Below are 15455 nucleotides of genomic sequence, written 5' to 3' on the forward strand. Positions count from 1 at the left end.
TTCTTTTCTATATAAATTGGGATTATATAGAAATTTATTTTAAGAAAAATGGGCCCGAGTCATATAAAAAAAGGGTAAATCATGGTACGATAATGAAGGATAATGTAGGGAAAGAGGTCTGGTTATGATCGCAATCATCTCAGCAGGTTTAGCTCCCGGCATCGCACTTTTAAGTTATTTTTATTTGAAAGATCAGTACGACAATGAGCCGGTTCACATGGTCATCAGATCTTTTATGCTAGGTGTCATACTTGTGTTTCCAACCATGTTTATTCAATATGTCCTTCAAGAGGAAAATATCGCAACAAACCCTATCTTGATTTCATTTGTGACGTCGGGCTTTTTAGAGGAATCATTAAAATGGTTTATTTTAATGGTCAGCGTTTATGCGCATGCCCAGTTTGACGAACACTATGACGGGATTGTGTATGGAACGAGTGTCTCACTTGGTTTTGCAACACTTGAAAATATTCTTTATTTAGTCGGTCATGGGGTCGAATATGCATTTACCCGTGCGTTACTACCTGTATCAAGTCACGCATTATTTGGTGTTGTGATGGGTTTTTATATCGGAAAAGCCCGCTTCTCTGATAAAAAAGAGCAGCGCAAATGGCTGATCCTTTCTTTAACGCTCCCTGTGCTGTTTCACGGCCTGTATGATTTCATTCTATTAGGGATGAAAAACTGGGGATATATCATGGTGCCGTTCATGATTTTTTTATGGTGGTTTGGTTTAAGGAAAGCAAAAAAAGCCCGTGCGGTAAAAATGGTGCAAATTTAATTTGGAAAACGTCCTTATTGTATATAGGGCGTTTTTTTGTCTTTTCCATCCAATTCTCTCCTGTGTTGAATGTATAAAAATAGGGATCGGAAGAAACATATATTCAAACATCAAAAGTACAGGAGGATCAAATATGGATAAAGCTCGTTTCATGAAACAAATCGTTCTTATCTTCTCAATCGTTCTTCTTGCGTCTTCACTTTTGACAGCGAGTAAAAGTGAAGCCTTCACCAGCCAAGTCATCCAGCGCGGGGCAACAGGAGAAGATGTCGTCGAGCTGCAAGCGCGGCTCCAATACAATGGTTTTTACAATGGCAAAATCGATGGCGTCTATGGCTGGGGGACGTACTGGGCCGTTCGCAACTTTCAAAGCCAATTGGGCATGAAGAAGGTCGATGGACTTGTAGGTGAGAAAACAAAAAACTTATTAGTTCAAAAGACGAAATACTACAAAGAGTTTGTTCAAAAGCAGCTGCAGCAAGGGAACCAGTTTACCCATTATGGCGGAAAGCCTCTTGATCAGCAAACAAAGGCTCCTGCGCAAAGAAGCTCGCAGAAAAAGACAGCTCAAGGTACAAAAGAAAATCAAAAAAGTCAAAGCGGATCATCTGGGAAGTCTGGCAATCAGTCAGGCAGCCAGCAGGGAAATCAAACACCGAAACAAACAGCAGCCAACATGCCTGGTGGTTTTTCTAGTAATGACATTCAGCTCTTGTCGCAAGCTGTTTACAGTGAAGCAAGAGGAGAGCCGTATGAAGGACAGGTAGCCATCGCTTCCGTCATCTTAAACCGTTTGAACAATCCGACCTTTCCAAATACGATTGCGGGGGTCATTTTTGAACCGCTTGCGTTTACTGCTGTAGCAGATGGACAATTTTATATGACGCCAGATGAAACGGCAAAAAAGGCTGTTTTTGACGCAATCAATGGCTGGGACCCATCTGAGAGCGCCATTTATTACTTTAATCCTGATACAGCAACAAGTCCATGGATTTGGGGAAGACCACAAATTAAACGAATCGGAAAACATATATTCTGCGAATAAAAAGGGGTGTAAATAAATGATCAGAGGAATATTGATTGCTATTTTAGGAATTGCTGTCATCTCAACAGGTTACTGGGGCTATAAAGAACATCAAGAAAAAGACGCCGTGCTGCTTCATGCTGAGAACAACTACCAAAGAGCCTTCCACGATTTAACGTATCAGGTGGATCAGCTGCATGACAAACTGGGCGCAACACTTGCGATGAACAGCCAAACATCCATCTCACCAGCACTTGCAGATGTATGGAGAATGTCATCAGAAGCGCATAACAATGTCAGCCAGCTCCCGCTTACATTGATGCCTTTTAATAAAACGGAAGAATTTCTGGCGAATGTCGGAGACTTTAGCTACAAATCATCAGTCAAATCTTTATCAGATGAACCATTAAATAAAGATACACACAAAACCATTACAGCCCTATATAATCAAGCGTCAGATATCCAAAACGAACTTAGACAAGTGCAGCACCTCGTACTTAATAAAAACTTAAAATGGATGGATGTTGAAATGGCACTCGCTGACGGCGATCGAAAGAACGACAACACCATCATTGACGGGTTGAAAACAGTCGAGAGAAATGCAGATGCATTTGCAGATGTTGATCTTGGGCCTACAAATGTATCGACAGAAAAAGAAACACAAGGCTACAATCATTTAAAAGGCGATAAGATTTCAAAAAAAGAAGCGATCCGCATTGCACAGCAATTCACACCCGACCATAACCAACACTTTAAAGTGAGAAAAAGCGGCAGCAAAACCAATCGTGACGTGTACAGCTTATCGATGTCTGATCCAGACAGCCATGCAAACTTTTATTTAGACTTGACTGAAAAAGGAGGACACCCAGTCTACCTTCTTCAGAATCGTGAAGTGAAAAAACAGAAAATCAGTTTAAATGATGCTTCAGAAAAAGCACTCAGCTTCTTAAAGAAGCAAGGGTTTGACACGGAATCGTTCCATTTAGATGAAAGTGCACAATTTGATAATATCGGTGTATTTACCTATGTGCCTCTTCAAAAAAATGTCCTGCTTTATCCAGATAGTATACGCATGAAAGTCGCATTGGATGATGGCGAGGTTGTTGGGTTTTCAGCGAAAGACTACTTAACGAATCATAAAACACGAGACATCAAAGCACCTAAAATCTCGCAAAAAGAAGCGAAGAAAACATTGAATCAGCATGTAAAGATCGAAGATACTCATTTAGCGATTGTGCAAAATGATATGTCAGAGGAAGTTCTGTGCTATGAGTTCCTTGGAACGATAAAAAATGATACGTACCGCATGTTCATTAATGCGGATACCGGAAAAGAAGAACGAGTAGATAAACTAAAAAATGCAGAACCTATATATAAAGACCTATAGAAAAGGAAGCGAGGAAAAGGCTAATAAGTCTTTTCCTTTTGTTTTAGACATGGTTTAATATAGGAGAGGATACGATTTCACAGATGAAAAGAGTGATGAGGAATGTTACAAATAGGGGATGCAATCACAATTGAATATGTCAATGAGAACAAAGAAGTGAAAACAGCAAAATCGAAGGTTTTGGAAAATAATAACGATGATATTTGCATTAATTATCCAGCTGATAAAGAAACGGGACGTACCATCTACTTAAACCAGCAGACAGAAATCACCGTTTTCTTTTTTGACGAAAACCAAATTCCATACAAATGTACAAGCGAAGTCATCGGAAAAAGAAAAGAAGATATTCCGATGATTGTTATTTCCATTCCGCCAAAAGAAGAAATGATCCGGCTTCAGCGAAGAGAATACCTGAGAGTGGATACGATGGTCAAAGCCACCATCATGCAAACGGATGAAGAGGCTTTTGAAACGTTTATTGTGAATATGAGTGCTGGCGGCGTGGCGATTGCAGTTCCTGAGGGCGTGTCATTGAAAGAATATGGAGAAGTGGTCACAGAGTTTGAACTTCCCCTGAAAGAGCCTGTGAAAATAAAAGCGGTTGCAGAGATGAATCGAGTATATCAAGATGAACAGTCTGGCAAAACAAAAGCGATCATGGAGTTTTCTGAGATCACAAATGATCAACAGCAGCACATCATGAAATACTGCTTCCAGCAGCAGCTTTTAACACGTGTGAAAAAAGCATAAGAATAAAGGGTGTAAAAAGCTTCCATACTAGATAGGAAAGAATCTAGCGTGGAGGCTTTTTGTATGAAGACAATGGAAAGATGGTTATTGAAAGTGGTGCTCATTCAGCTTGTTTTATTGCTAACTGTTCAGATCACACTTCATTTGACGAAAGGAGAGCTCTTTTTGTCAAAAGTCGTGCAGTATGAGGGTGTGAATAACATGAGCATTGAAGAATGGATTGAGACGTTTAAGCAGAAGGATTGATAGAAAATTCCCCCGTTTGAGCGGTGATCGTGTTACAATTCATAAGGGAGATTCAATCAAGGAGAGGTATTATGAAAAAGAAATTATCTATCGCAATTGACGGTCCTGCAGCAGCAGGAAAAAGCACTGTGGCAAAAATTGTCGCAGCAAAAAAATCATATATTTATATTGATACAGGCGCTATGTACCGCGCAATTACACTTGCGGCACTCAATCAAGGTGTAGATCTTGAAGACGAACAGGCACTTGATTCATTACTGAAAAAAACAGTCATTGAACTAGTAACTACAGACGAGGGTCAAAAAGTCCATCTAGACAATACGGATGTCACAGAGGATATTCGCACAGACCGCGTAAGCAACCAAGTATCGGTTGTTGCAAAGCATAGAGCTGTTCGGGAAGAAATGGTCCGCAGGCAGCAAGAGCTTGGCAAACGAGGCGGCGTCGTTATGGATGGAAGAGATATAGGCACTCACGTACTTCCAGATGCCGAAGTGAAAATTTTCTTGCTTGCATCAGTAGAAGAAAGAGCAAAACGCCGCTTTGAAGAGAATCAGAAAAAAGGCTACGATGTCAATTATGATCAGCTGATCGAAGAGATTGCAAGACGCGATAAGCTTGATTCTGAGCGCGAAGTTTCACCTTTAAAGAAAGCGGATGACGCCATTGAAATTGACACAACTTCCCTTTCTATTCAAGAGGTGGCAGGGGAAATTTTAGATGCAGCAGACCGTGTGGAGAAACAGTAAGAAATTTTAGAAAACTTTTATAAGTTAGAGGTTTATCTCTTGACAAACAAGGTCTTTTATTAGAAGTTTATACTAATACTATTTTTATTGATCATTCAAGCAATTATGTTGATTTGAATGTTTCTATAATACATATTCGGCTGGCAATCATCATGCTTAAGACACATATTCGACCAGTCGTTTTAACTAAGCTGTGTAGGTTTGGACCAAGGAGGTTATCGAAATGACAGAGGAAATGAATCAAATCGATGTTCAGGTACCAGAGGTTGGAGATGTAGTGAAAGGGATTGTTTCTAAAGTTGAGGACAAGCATGTCAATGTAGATATCGTCAATGTGAAACAACCTGGTATCATCCCAATCAGTGAATTATCAAGTCTTCACGTTGAAAAAGCATCAGATGTCGTGAAAGATGGCGACAAATTAGAGCTTAAAGTAACAAAGGTCGAAGACGATGCTTTGATTTTATCGAAACGTGCTGTTGATGCAGACCGCGCTTGGGAAGACCTAGAGAAAAAGTTTGAAACAAAAGAAGTATTTGAAGCTGAAGTAAAAGACGTTGTAAAAGGTGGTCTTGTCGTTGACATTGGTGTGCGCGGATTTATTCCTGCATCTCTTGTGGAAGCACACTATGTAGAAGACTTCACAGATTACAAAGGGAAAACACTCTCACTTGTCGTGGTAGAACTTGACCGCGAAAAAAATCGCGTGATTCTTTCGCACCGTGCAGTCGTTGAGCAAGAGCAATTAGACAAAAAGCAAGACTTCCTGCAAAAGCTTGAAGTAGGCAGTGTGATTGATGGTAAAGTGCAGCGGCTTACTGATTTTGGTGCATTTGTTGACATTGGCGGCATTGATGGATTAGTTCACATTTCTCAACTATCCCATGCGCATGTTGAAAAGCCATCTGACGTAGTAGAAGAAGGACAGGAAGTCAAGGTCAAAGTACTTGCTGTAGATCGTGATAACGAACGTATCTCACTATCTATTAAAGAAACATTACCAGGACCTTGGAGCCAAATTGGTGAAAAGGTAAAACAAGGTGATGTGCTTGAAGGAACCGTTCAACGTCTTGTGAGCTTTGGTGCATTTGTTGAAATTCTGCCAGGTGTAGAAGGGCTTGTGCATATTTCCCAAATCTCTCATAAACATATCGGCACACCGCAAGAAGTTCTTGAAGAAGGGCAGACTGTGAAAGTGAAAGTGCTTGATGTGAATGAAGACGAAGAGCGCATTTCACTAAGCATCCGTGATTTAGAAGAAAATCCTGAAAAACAAATCGAAGAGGATTATCGTCAATATCAGGCGAAAGAAGAAAACACAAGCGGATTCCAGCTTGGAGACCTGATCGGCGATAAACTCAATAAACTAAAATAATTTGGTGATCAAAATTGACGCGAGCAGAAAGAAAGAAGCAGCATATTGAGCATGCGTTGTCCACTGGCCAGCATGCAGCAACAGGTTTAGATGATGTTTCCTTCGTTCACGCCAGTTTACCAGATCTTGCGACATCACAAATTGATACACATACGACAATTGGCGGACTGACTTTCGGTTCGCCAATTTTTATCAATGCAATGACTGGCGGGGGCGGAGAATCCACCTATGAGATCAACCGCACTTTATCGATCGCAGCGAAGGAGACCAATATCCCAGTAGCAGTTGGATCACAAATGGCTGCACTGAAAGATAAAGAAGAAAGACGAACATATGAAGTCGTTCGCAAAGTGAATCCGGATGGAATTGTATTTGCAAATTTAGGCAGTGAAGCGACAATGAAGCAAGCTCAGGAAGCAGTCGACATGCTCGAGGCAAATATGCTCCAGATTCACCTGAATGTCATCCAAGAGATTGTCATGCCTGAAGGGGATCGCGATTTCAGGGGAGCGCTTGAGCGGATTACAGCTATCGCTGAATCAGTTGGTGTGCCTGTTGTCGTGAAAGAAGTCGGATTTGGCATGAGCAAGGAAACGGCAAGAAAGTTATTTCATGCTGGGGTTGCAGCTGTTGATGTAGGCGGATTTGGTGGAACGAACTTTTCTAAAATTGAAAATCTCCGCCGCCAAAAAGCACTTCGTTATTTTGATCAATGGGGAATTCCGACTGCAGCGAGTCTTGCTGAAGTACATACAGCCTTTCAGAATCAAACGATTTTAGCCTCAGGAGGTATTCAAGATGCTCTTGATGTAACCAAATCAATCGCTCTTGGCGCATCTGCTGCTGGTCTTGCTGGATTTTTCTTGAAATCACTGACCAGTGGAGGAGAAAGCGGCCTCATCGCTGATATCATGGATCTTCAAGAAGATATAAAGATGATGATGACAGTGCTTGGCGTGAAGACGATTGAAGAATTGAGACAAGCTCAAGTTGTGATTTCAGGGGAAACAAGTCATTGGCTCAAAGAAAGAGGCGTCGACACAACGTACTATAGTGTAAGATCTAGTAAGAGAGGCATGTGATCATCACATGCCTTTTTTTATTGATTTCTTTTTCGAGCGCTTTCTGGACCTTCTAATGTTGTTGCTCCCTTATGATGAATGGATTGATCACGGTCAGATTCCACTCTTTTTGACGCCTTTAAACGCTTTTCCTGTCTATCTTTTCCCATCATGCATCCCTCCTCAATCATTAGGGTGTCACCTCTTGTTTATTTCATGCAAAGCGGGTAACGGATCCGTATGTTTAAAAATTGGAGATTTTCCCATAATGTAATTGAGGTGATGAGGCGTTGGAGGCTTTGTACTATTATTGGTCTATATGGTTCGTTTGGATTATGGTGACATTTATCATGGAAAAAAGTTTGTGGCGCAGCGTGCTGGGCATTTGTGTACTTGTCCATATTATATTCAGTCATGTCATGATATCCGTTTTAGATATAAGCATCAATGCGGGATTCTTGATGACTTTTTTATATGCATGTGCCGCTTTCGTCATATTCAAGTCTAGTTATCGAATCATGAGAATCATGCAATTGGGCTCAATGGTGAACGCGTATGCCTTTTTTATGATGTTTGCATTATATGACCCCGTTTGGTTCACGATAATAAAGGTGGATTGGGTCGTATTTTCCCTGCTGATCTTAATGTGCATGACATATGGGCAGCCGTTAGCGGAACGAATCACCCTATGGATGATGTCAGTATGCCTCGGCGAAGCCCTTTATGCGCTGACGATTCACCGCCTCACATCATCTATTGTCATAGGGGATCTCTCTTTTCTTTCCTTCGTTGTTCAAGGAGCGGTCTTCCTATTAGGTGTCGATCAGCTTGAAAAGCTCTTGAACGCCCGTTCATCAAGAAAATCAGTAAAAGGGGCTGCAAAATCAACATGACAGACTATACGTTTCCTGTGATTATTGGTGTCATCTTTGGGATGGTGGCCAGACTTTACATGTTAAGAACAGATTACCGGCAATATCCTACGTATATTCATGGACAAGTGATTCACATTGCGCTTGGTTTTATTGCGTCAGGCTTAGGTGCGATCATTATGCCTGCACTGATTCAGGAGGAATTTACGGCGATTACTTTTCTCACTTTGGCAGCCACGCAATTTCGAGATGTCCGAAATATGGAAAGAAATACGTTAACCCAAATGGATTCGTATGAGCTTGTCTCACGAGGCAGTACATATATAGAAGGCATTGCCATTGCCTTTGAAAGTCGAAATTATATTGCGATTCTCACTGCACTCATTACAACGACAGCCTGTATTTTCTTCTCACTTGTTGTTGGAACAGTGGTCGGTATTCTTTGTTTTTTCATGGCAAAGCTTTTAATGTCAGGCAGTCAATTAAAGGATATCGTCAGCATTCAAAAAGGGGAGCTTCGCTTTGATGGGGCAGGGCTTTATGTGAATGATATATACATTATGAATATCGGGCTGCCTGAAAAGCAAAAACTCATTTTAGAACATGGGATGGGCTTTATTTTGACACCGAAAAATTTCAACTCTGCTACAACGATTGCCAATCTTGGACAGCGGCAAGCGATTTTATTTGATTTATCAAACGTGCTTGGCGTGTACCGCGATTCTGGTGAACCATCGCTCTGTCCGCTCGCAAAACGTGATCTGAATAACGGCACACTTGGTGTGTTCATTTTACCGCAATGGCACCGTGAAGATTTAGCTGTCCGTGTATTAGAAGAGGTGCCTATTTTAGAAAATGCCATTAGAATGCCGACAGATTTCATTAAAAAGAAAGTGAGGTAATAAGGCATGGCGAACACCATTGAACAATTTATATTGGCTGTGGCAACAACAAATAAAGAGCGGGTTATTGGCGGAACAGCGGTTTTTTTCTGTGAAAATAAAGAAGAGCTCGACATGTATGCCATGAATTTAGAGGCCATTTTAGACGGAATTGCACACGGCATTGGAGAAGATCTTTACTTGATTGTCAAACATTTTTAAGTTATTCATTGTGGTCTGATTAAAAATTGATATAATATATAAGTTGAACCCTTCATGTTTGAAGGGTTTATTTCATAAAACTGAATGAAAATTTTAAATCCCGGTTGAAACATGATGATGAACATATTGAATCGCGGCTGGATTGAAAGGAAGGGTACTATGGGTAAACCTGTCGTAGCCATTGTTGGAAGGCCCAACGTTGGAAAATCTACAATTTTTAATCGAATCGCAGGCGAAAGAATATCGATTGTAGAAGACACACCTGGTGTAACAAGAGATCGAATCTATAGCTCTGCTGAATGGTTAAATTATGACTTTAATTTAATAGATACTGGTGGAATTGATATTGGAGATGAGCCATTCTTGGCGCAAATTCGCCATCAGGCAGAAATCGCAATGGACGAAGCGGATGTCATTATCTTTATGGTAAATGGCCGAGATGGCGTGACATCTGCGGATGAAGAAGTCGCAAAAATTTTATATCGCACGAAAAAGCCAGTTGTACTTGCTGTCAATAAACTGGACAACCCTGAAATGAGAAGCGACGTGTATGACTTTTATGCACTCGGATTTGGCGAGCCGTATCCGATTTCAGGAACGCACGGATTAGGTCTTGGTGATCTGCTTGATGCAGTGGCAGAACACTTTAAGAACTTACCGGATACGCAATATGCTGAAGAAGTTGTTCAGTTCTGCTTAATTGGCCGCCCAAATGTTGGGAAATCCTCTTTGGTGAATGCTATGCTGGGAGAAGACCGCGTCATTGTCAGCAACATCGCCGGTACAACAAGAGATGCTGTCGATACGATGTTTACGTACAATCAGCGTGACTTTGTCATTGTTGATACAGCAGGTATGAGGAAAAAAGGAAAAGTATATGAAACAACAGAGAAATACAGTGTGCTTCGTGCATTAAAAGCCATTGATCGTTCTGATGTTGTTGCTGTTGTACTTGATGGCGAGGAAGGCATTATTGAGCAGGATAAACGAATTGCGGGCTATGCACACGAAGCTGGTAAAGCCGTCGTGATCATTGTGAACAAATGGGATGCTGTTGAAAAAGATGAGCGTACGATGAAGGAATTTGAGCAAAACATCCGCGAGCATTTTCAATTCCTTGATTATGCACCTGTCTTGTTTATGTCTGCTCTTACGAAGAAGAGAATTCATACATTAATGCCGTCTATTATCACAGCGAGTGAAAACCATGCAATGCGCGTTCAAACCAATATTTTGAACGATATTATTATGGATGCGGTGGCGATGAATCCAACGCCGACTCATAACGGACAGCGCTTGAAAATTTACTATGCAACACAGGTGGCCATTAAGCCTCCGTCCTTCGTTGTGTTTGTAAACGATCCAGAGCTTATGCACTTTTCTTATGAGCGTTTCCTAGAAAACCGCATTCGAGATGCATTTGGTTTTGAAGGAACACCGATTAAAATATTTGCGAGAGCGAGAAAATAAAAAGGGTGAGCAGGATGAAGAAAATTTCAGTACTTGGAGCAGGCAGCTGGGGAACAGCTCTTGCGCTTGTATTAGCTGATAATCATCATGATGTACACATGTGGGGACATAGACAAGAACTCATTGATCAAATCAATAAGAAACATGAAAATCATGATTACTTGCCAAATGTCGAACTGCCAGCGTCTATTCAGGCGACAACTGATATGAAGCAGGCTTTAAAAGGGGCAGAGGCGATTATTGTCGCTGTACCAACAAAGGCCATTCGTGAGGTATTGAAGCAAGCAAATGAGCTGATCTCATCGAAGGTGCCGTTTGTTCATGTCAGTAAGGGAATTGAACCAGATACACTTCTTAGAATTTCTCAAATGATTGAACAAGAAGTCCCTTCTGAGAAAAGAGAGGCTGTCGTTGTCCTATCAGGGCCGAGTCATGCAGAAGAAGTAGGTCTGCGTCATCCGACAACTGTCACTGTCTCGTCAGAAAATATTGAAGCAGCTCAATTTGTTCAAGATTTGTTCATGAACAATCATTTTAGAGTATACACAAACCCTGATGTGATTGGGGTGGAAATTGGCGGCGCATTGAAAAATATCATTGCTCTAGCCGCTGGGATCACAGACGGACTTGGATATGGAGACAATGCAAAAGCGGCGCTTATCACTAGAGGACTCGCTGAAATTGCACGTCTTGGCACAAAAATGGGAGGGAATCCCCTTACATTTGCCGGATTAACAGGCGTTGGCGATTTGATTGTGACATGTACAAGTGTTCATTCGCGTAACTGGCGCTGCGGGAATTTACTCGGTAAAGGATATAAGCTCGAAGAAGTGCTTGAAAAAATGGGGATGGTTGTCGAAGGCGTCCGCACAACAAAAGGCGCTTATCAGCTCTCCAAAGAATACAAGGTCAGCATGCCGATTACAGAGGCTCTTTACGGCGTCCTGTTTGAAGGGAAAAAGGTTGACGATGCTGTAGAATCATTAATGGCACGTGTGAAAACACATGAGATGGAAGACCTTGTGAACATGTTTGAAAATCAAACAAAATAAAAGGAAAGACTGAACTTAGGCATGTAGAGGATGCAAGAAGGGGAAGACTTGCATAACATAGCAATGAAGTTTGAATAGAGCTTTGCCTCTACAGAATGAGGAAAATAGTCGATCCAATGACTGAAGCAGAGTCCCCCTCTTTGCTTCAGTTTTTTTATGCGCTTTTTTCTGAATGATTGGAAAAATGATTGATATTTACCTTATTTTTGGTTTAGAATGAAATATAAACGCTTACAATTCGTTCGTTTTGAAGGGGGACAGGCACGATGAGTTTTGCTTTAATCAAGATGTGGTTTGCGCTTGGTTCAATGGGGCTCATGTTTTTAGCCGTAGTAACCATTTATTTCAGCAGGTTTAAGCTGAAAAGCAAATTTCTTAAAATAACGGCCTCAACCGTCGCATACAGCTTGATGCTTATATCAGGTATCATTGTGTTTTTAGTTGTCTTTAGCGGACCGGTCAATGAATAAAGAAAAAGGAAGAATGTGATGATCAAAGCAAAAGTCAGTGTCACGCTGTTAGCACTTATTTTATTAACAGGATGTCTGTATCCAGAAAATCGCAAAGCTGAAAACCGTGTGCCATACGAAGAGCAGCTGCAAAGTGTACAGACAGCGATTGAGGAATTTCAAAAAGCAACAAATGGTCTTCTGCCTATAGAAACCAAAGAAGCAGACACGCCGGTTTATCAGAAATATGTCATCGACTTTAAGCGCTTGTCACCAAGATATTTACACGATGTACCGTCTACATCTTATGAAGGCGGGGGCGAATATATTTATGTCCTCACAGACGTCGAAAAGAAACCAACTGTGAAACTGCTCGATGTCAAAATGACGCAGACCATTAATGAATTACGCCTTAGGATCAAGATGTATCAAGATGAACATACATATCCGCCATACGGCAAAGTCGTATCAGCCAATTTATATACGTTAAATGAAAAAAAACTAGGATTAAAATCGCCTCCTGCAGTCATGAGTCCTGTGACAGGGAACTCCCTCCCATTACTGATTTCATCAAACGGCGACATCTATGTGGACTACCGCAGTGATTTTGCTCATATTTTGAAGAATACGAAGCAAAAGCTGAAACCAGGTGAAAATATTCAAGATGTATATTGGCAGGAAACCCCGTTTGTACCCGCGTTTTCTGTCCCATATACCATCAACAAAAAAGGTGAGCCTGCCTTTTTAGAAAAAAAGACGTCATAAACAAGAATGAACCTTTTTCCTCTGCATATAAATGAGGAGAAAGGTTTTTTTATGGCTAAACATACTCTCAAAACAAAAAGGTGTCATATTCAAATAGGACAACGTCATACACATATATTGTCCAGACACCTTTCAAGCACAGTTTGATTGAAGTATAGAGTATTTCATTTGAAAACGAGGATAGCAAGTCCGGGAGGGGATCACTTGGAAAAAGTCGATATTTTCAAGGATATCGCTGAACGAACAGGAGGCGATATATATTTAGGAGTCGTTGGCGCTGTTCGTACAGGGAAATCTACGTTTATTAAAAAGTTTATGGAGCTCGTGGTGCTCCCGAATATCAATAATGAGGCAGATCGTGCAAGAGCACAGGATGAATTGCCGCAAAGCGCAGCAGGAAAAACCATTATGACCACAGAGCCAAAATTTGTACCGAATCAAGCAGCATCTATTCACGTGAGTGACGGTCTTGATGTCAACATCAGGCTTGTCGATTGTGTGGGATACACTGTCCCTGGTGCGCGCGGGTATGAAGATGAAAATGGCCCTAGAATGATCAATACGCCGTGGTATGAAGAGCCAATTCCGTTCCATGAAGCAGCGGAAATTGGTACACGCAAGGTCATTCAAGAGCATTCAACAATAGGTGTTGTGATTACAACAGATGGATCTATTGGAGAAATCCCAAGACATGATTATATTGAATCTGAAGAACGTGTGATTGACGAACTCAAAGAGGTTGGAAAGCCGTTTATTATGGTCATCAACTCTGTGAGGCCATATCATCCTGAAACAGAAGCGCTGCGGCAGGAACTTAGCCAAAAGTATGATATTCCAGTACTCGCCATGAGCGTAGAAAGTATGAGAGAACAAGACGTACTCAGTGTTCTTCGTGAAGCATTATATGAATTCCCAGTTCTAGAGGTGAATGTGAACCTGCCAAGCTGGGTGATGGTGTTGAAAGAAGATCACTGGCTGAGAGAAAGTTATCAAGACTCAGTGAAGGAAACCGTAAAGGATATTAAAAGATTAAGAGATGTCGACCGTGTCGTTGGTCAATTCAGTGAATTTGATTTTATCGAAAGAGCGGGTTTAGCAGGAATTGAAATGGGTCAGGGGATTGCGGAGATTGACCTGTATGCGCCAGATGATCTATATGACCATATTTTAAAAGAAGTTGTTGGTGTAGAAATTAGAGGAAAAGACCATCTACTAGAGCTCATGCAAGATTTTGCTCATGCTAAGACAGAATATGATCAAGTATCAGACGCATTAAAAATGGTGAAGCAGACTGGTTACGGGATTGCAGCGCCAGCGTTGTCCGATATGAGTTTAGATGAGCCAGAAATCATTAGGCAGGGATCAAGATTCGGCGTCAGATTAAAAGCGGTAGCTCCATCTATTCACATGATCAAAGTAGATGTAGAGAGCGAATTTGCACCGATTATCGGAACAGAAAAACAAAGTGAAGAGCTCGTCCGCTACTTAATGCAAGACTTTGAAGATGATCCGCTTTCCATCTGGAATTCAGATATATTTGGCCGCTCCCTCAGCTCCCTTGTCAGAGAAGGCATTCAAGCAAAGCTGTCTCTCATGCCGGAAAACGCAAGATATAAGCTGAAGGAAACACTTGAAAGAATCATCAACGAAGGATCAGGCGGTTTGATTGCGATTATTTTATAGCAAGTGAGACCTCTCATTGATGGGGTCTTTTTTTGCGTATAGAATAAGTCATAAAAAGACAATTGTATAAAGATTAGTCAGATTCAGGCTGAAATTAGGAATGTTCGTTCGCAAAAGTGCCCTTAATCCTTGACGAATAAGGCTTCTTCCCTTTAAAATGCTTGATATGGTATTTCATATGTGTTAATCTACTTACAGAAAATCTTCACTTTGTTGGACAAACATTCCTTCAAAGAGATGTTTTCTAATGAAAAGCCATGTATAACGCTTTCTAGACGCTCTTTTTTTCTGAAAAAGGGTATAGAAAGAAGATGAATTGTGAAGAAATGATAACAATCTACTGAATGCATATTTTTGGGAGGAGGTGAAAGGCATGAACAAGACAGAACTTATTAACGCGGTTGCTGAAGCAAGCGAGTTATCTAAAAAAGACGCGACAAAAGCAGTTGATTCTGTTTTTGATACAATTTTAGATGCACTTAAAAATGGTGACAAAATCCAACTTATTGGTTTTGGTAACTTTGAAGTACGTGAGCGTTCAGCTCGTAAAGGACGTAACCCACAAACTGGTGCAGAGATCGAAATCCCTGCAAGCAAAGTACCTGCTTTCAAACCAGGTAAAGCACTTAAAGACGCGGTGGCAGGTAAATAATCGTTATGTGTAATGATCCTGTTGAAGGAGTTATAC

Annotated in this window: 18 protein-coding genes; 17 read left to right on the forward strand and 1 reads right to left on the reverse strand. The window is 41.1% G+C overall.

The window, feature by feature from the left end:
- Positions 1 to 124: 124 nt before the first annotated feature.
- From prsW to fni, 8 genes are all read left to right on the forward strand, one after another.
- Complete coding sequence (gene prsW, locus NSS92_RS03930; RefSeq protein WP_024422824.1) at positions 125 to 781, forward strand: glutamic-type intramembrane protease PrsW; 657 nt, start codon at positions 125 to 127, stop codon at positions 779 to 781.
- 133 nt (positions 782 to 914) lie between these two features.
- Positions 915 to 1826, forward strand: a complete 912-nt coding sequence (gene sleB / locus NSS92_RS03935) for a spore cortex-lytic enzyme (RefSeq protein ID WP_267587415.1) — start codon at positions 915 to 917, stop codon at positions 1824 to 1826.
- Positions 1827 to 1842: 16 nt separating this feature from the next.
- A complete protein-coding gene (gene ypeB, locus NSS92_RS03940; protein WP_267587416.1) occupies positions 1843 to 3192 on the forward strand; it encodes a germination protein YpeB in 1350 nt (449 codons plus the stop codon).
- Positions 3193 to 3294: 102 nt separating this feature from the next.
- A complete protein-coding gene (locus NSS92_RS03945) occupies positions 3295 to 3942 on the forward strand; it encodes a flagellar brake protein (protein WP_340866958.1) in 648 nt (215 codons plus the stop codon).
- Positions 3943 to 4005: 63 nt separating this feature from the next.
- The gene (locus tag NSS92_RS03950) at positions 4006 to 4188 is read left to right on the forward strand and encodes a DUF5359 family protein (RefSeq protein ID WP_024422820.1); all 183 of its coding nucleotides are present in this window, start codon (positions 4006 to 4008) and stop codon (positions 4186 to 4188) included.
- 71 nt (positions 4189 to 4259) lie between these two features.
- Positions 4260 to 4937 (forward strand): (d)CMP kinase, encoded by a 678-nt coding sequence (gene cmk, locus NSS92_RS03955; protein WP_340866959.1) that lies wholly within the window; start codon positions 4260 to 4262, stop codon positions 4935 to 4937.
- Positions 4938 to 5160: 223 nt separating this feature from the next.
- Complete coding sequence (gene rpsA / locus NSS92_RS03960) at positions 5161 to 6312, forward strand: 30S ribosomal protein S1 (protein WP_340866960.1); 1152 nt, start codon at positions 5161 to 5163, stop codon at positions 6310 to 6312.
- Positions 6313 to 6326: 14 nt separating this feature from the next.
- Positions 6327 to 7394: a type 2 isopentenyl-diphosphate Delta-isomerase gene (gene fni, locus NSS92_RS03965; RefSeq protein WP_340866961.1), complete on the forward strand. Its 1068-nt coding sequence runs from the start codon at positions 6327 to 6329 to the stop codon at positions 7392 to 7394.
- 17 nt (positions 7395 to 7411) lie between these two features.
- On the opposite strand, the gene NSS92_RS03970 is transcribed toward fni, so the two are convergent.
- The gene (locus NSS92_RS03970) at positions 7412 to 7543 is read right to left on the reverse strand and encodes a YpzI family protein (protein ID WP_075611569.1); all 132 of its coding nucleotides are present in this window, start codon (positions 7541 to 7543) and stop codon (positions 7412 to 7414) included.
- 129 nt (positions 7544 to 7672) lie between these two features.
- On the opposite strand from NSS92_RS03970, the gene NSS92_RS03975 reads away from it, so the two are divergent.
- The 9 genes from NSS92_RS03975 (at position 7673) to hbs (ending at position 15419) form a co-directional block, all read left to right on the forward strand.
- Entirely contained in the window at positions 7673 to 8266 is a 594-nt protein-coding gene (locus tag NSS92_RS03975) for a YphA family membrane protein (protein ID WP_445661650.1), read from the forward strand.
- Positions 8263 to 9147: a YIEGIA family protein gene (locus NSS92_RS03980; RefSeq protein WP_340866964.1), complete on the forward strand. Its 885-nt coding sequence runs from the start codon at positions 8263 to 8265 to the stop codon at positions 9145 to 9147. Before NSS92_RS03975 ends, NSS92_RS03980 begins: the two co-directional genes overlap by 4 nt.
- Before the next feature lie 6 nt (positions 9148 to 9153).
- Positions 9154 to 9348, forward strand: coding sequence for a capping complex subunit for YIEGIA (locus tag NSS92_RS03985; RefSeq protein ID WP_008344527.1), 195 nt, complete (start codon positions 9154 to 9156; stop codon positions 9346 to 9348).
- Positions 9349 to 9507: 159 nt separating this feature from the next.
- Positions 9508 to 10818 carry a ribosome biogenesis GTPase Der gene (der, locus tag NSS92_RS03990; RefSeq protein ID WP_060697190.1) on the forward strand — a complete coding sequence of 437 codons (1311 nt, stop codon included), beginning with the start codon at positions 9508 to 9510 and terminating at the stop codon, positions 10816 to 10818.
- A 14-nt stretch (positions 10819 to 10832) separates the two neighbouring features.
- Positions 10833 to 11870, forward strand: a complete 1038-nt coding sequence (locus NSS92_RS03995; protein WP_340866965.1) for an NAD(P)H-dependent glycerol-3-phosphate dehydrogenase — start codon at positions 10833 to 10835, stop codon at positions 11868 to 11870.
- A 266-nt stretch (positions 11871 to 12136) separates the two neighbouring features.
- Positions 12137 to 12340: a DUF2768 domain-containing protein gene (locus tag NSS92_RS04000; protein WP_034280421.1), complete on the forward strand. Its 204-nt coding sequence runs from the start codon at positions 12137 to 12139 to the stop codon at positions 12338 to 12340.
- An 18-nt stretch (positions 12341 to 12358) separates the two neighbouring features.
- Positions 12359 to 13084 (forward strand): hypothetical protein, encoded by a 726-nt coding sequence (locus NSS92_RS04005; RefSeq protein ID WP_267587424.1) that lies wholly within the window; start codon positions 12359 to 12361, stop codon positions 13082 to 13084.
- Between the two features lie 204 nt (positions 13085 to 13288).
- Positions 13289 to 14767: a stage IV sporulation protein A gene (gene spoIVA, locus NSS92_RS04010; RefSeq protein WP_008344534.1), complete on the forward strand. Its 1479-nt coding sequence runs from the start codon at positions 13289 to 13291 to the stop codon at positions 14765 to 14767.
- 373 nt (positions 14768 to 15140) lie between these two features.
- Positions 15141 to 15419: a non-specific DNA-binding protein Hbs gene (gene hbs, locus NSS92_RS04015; protein WP_003215863.1), complete on the forward strand. Its 279-nt coding sequence runs from the start codon at positions 15141 to 15143 to the stop codon at positions 15417 to 15419.
- Positions 15420 to 15455: the final 36 nt, after the last annotated feature.

It is taken from the genome of Bacillus sp. FSL M8-0166, from assembly GCF_038008825.1.
Lineage (GTDB): Bacteria > Bacillota > Bacilli > Bacillales > Bacillaceae > Bacillus > Bacillus safensis.

Bases quoted from the DNA above. Each gene is read 5' to 3' on its own strand.
- cmk (WP_340866959.1), top strand. From the start codon at position 4,260: ATGAAAAAGAAATTATCTATCGCAATTGACGGTCCTGCAGCAGCAGGA.
- rpsA (WP_340866960.1), top strand. From the start codon at position 5,161: ATGACAGAGGAAATGAATCAAATCGATGTTCAGGTACCAGAGGTTGGA.
- NSS92_RS03980 (WP_340866964.1), top strand. From the start codon at position 8,263: ATGACAGACTATACGTTTCCTGTGATTATTGGTGTCATCTTTGGGATG.
- NSS92_RS03995 (WP_340866965.1), top strand. From the start codon at position 10,833: ATGAAGAAAATTTCAGTACTTGGAGCAGGCAGCTGGGGAACAGCTCTT.
- ypeB (WP_267587416.1), top strand. From the start codon at position 1,843: ATGATCAGAGGAATATTGATTGCTATTTTAGGAATTGCTGTCATCTCA.
- NSS92_RS03950 (WP_024422820.1), top strand. From the start codon at position 4,006: ATGAAGACAATGGAAAGATGGTTATTGAAAGTGGTGCTCATTCAGCTT.
- NSS92_RS04005 (WP_267587424.1), top strand. From the start codon at position 12,359: ATGATCAAAGCAAAAGTCAGTGTCACGCTGTTAGCACTTATTTTATTA.
- NSS92_RS03970 (WP_075611569.1), bottom strand. From the start codon at position 7,543: ATGGGAAAAGATAGACAGGAAAAGCGTTTAAAGGCGTCAAAAAGAGTG.
- sleB (WP_267587415.1), top strand. From the start codon at position 915: ATGGATAAAGCTCGTTTCATGAAACAAATCGTTCTTATCTTCTCAATC.
- NSS92_RS03945 (WP_340866958.1), top strand. From the start codon at position 3,295: ATGTTACAAATAGGGGATGCAATCACAATTGAATATGTCAATGAGAAC.
- der (WP_060697190.1), top strand. From the start codon at position 9,508: ATGGGTAAACCTGTCGTAGCCATTGTTGGAAGGCCCAACGTTGGAAAA.
- prsW (WP_024422824.1), top strand. From the start codon at position 125: ATGATCGCAATCATCTCAGCAGGTTTAGCTCCCGGCATCGCACTTTTA.
- NSS92_RS03985 (WP_008344527.1), top strand. From the start codon at position 9,154: ATGGCGAACACCATTGAACAATTTATATTGGCTGTGGCAACAACAAAT.
- hbs (WP_003215863.1), top strand. From the start codon at position 15,141: ATGAACAAGACAGAACTTATTAACGCGGTTGCTGAAGCAAGCGAGTTA.
- NSS92_RS04000 (WP_034280421.1), top strand. From the start codon at position 12,137: ATGAGTTTTGCTTTAATCAAGATGTGGTTTGCGCTTGGTTCAATGGGG.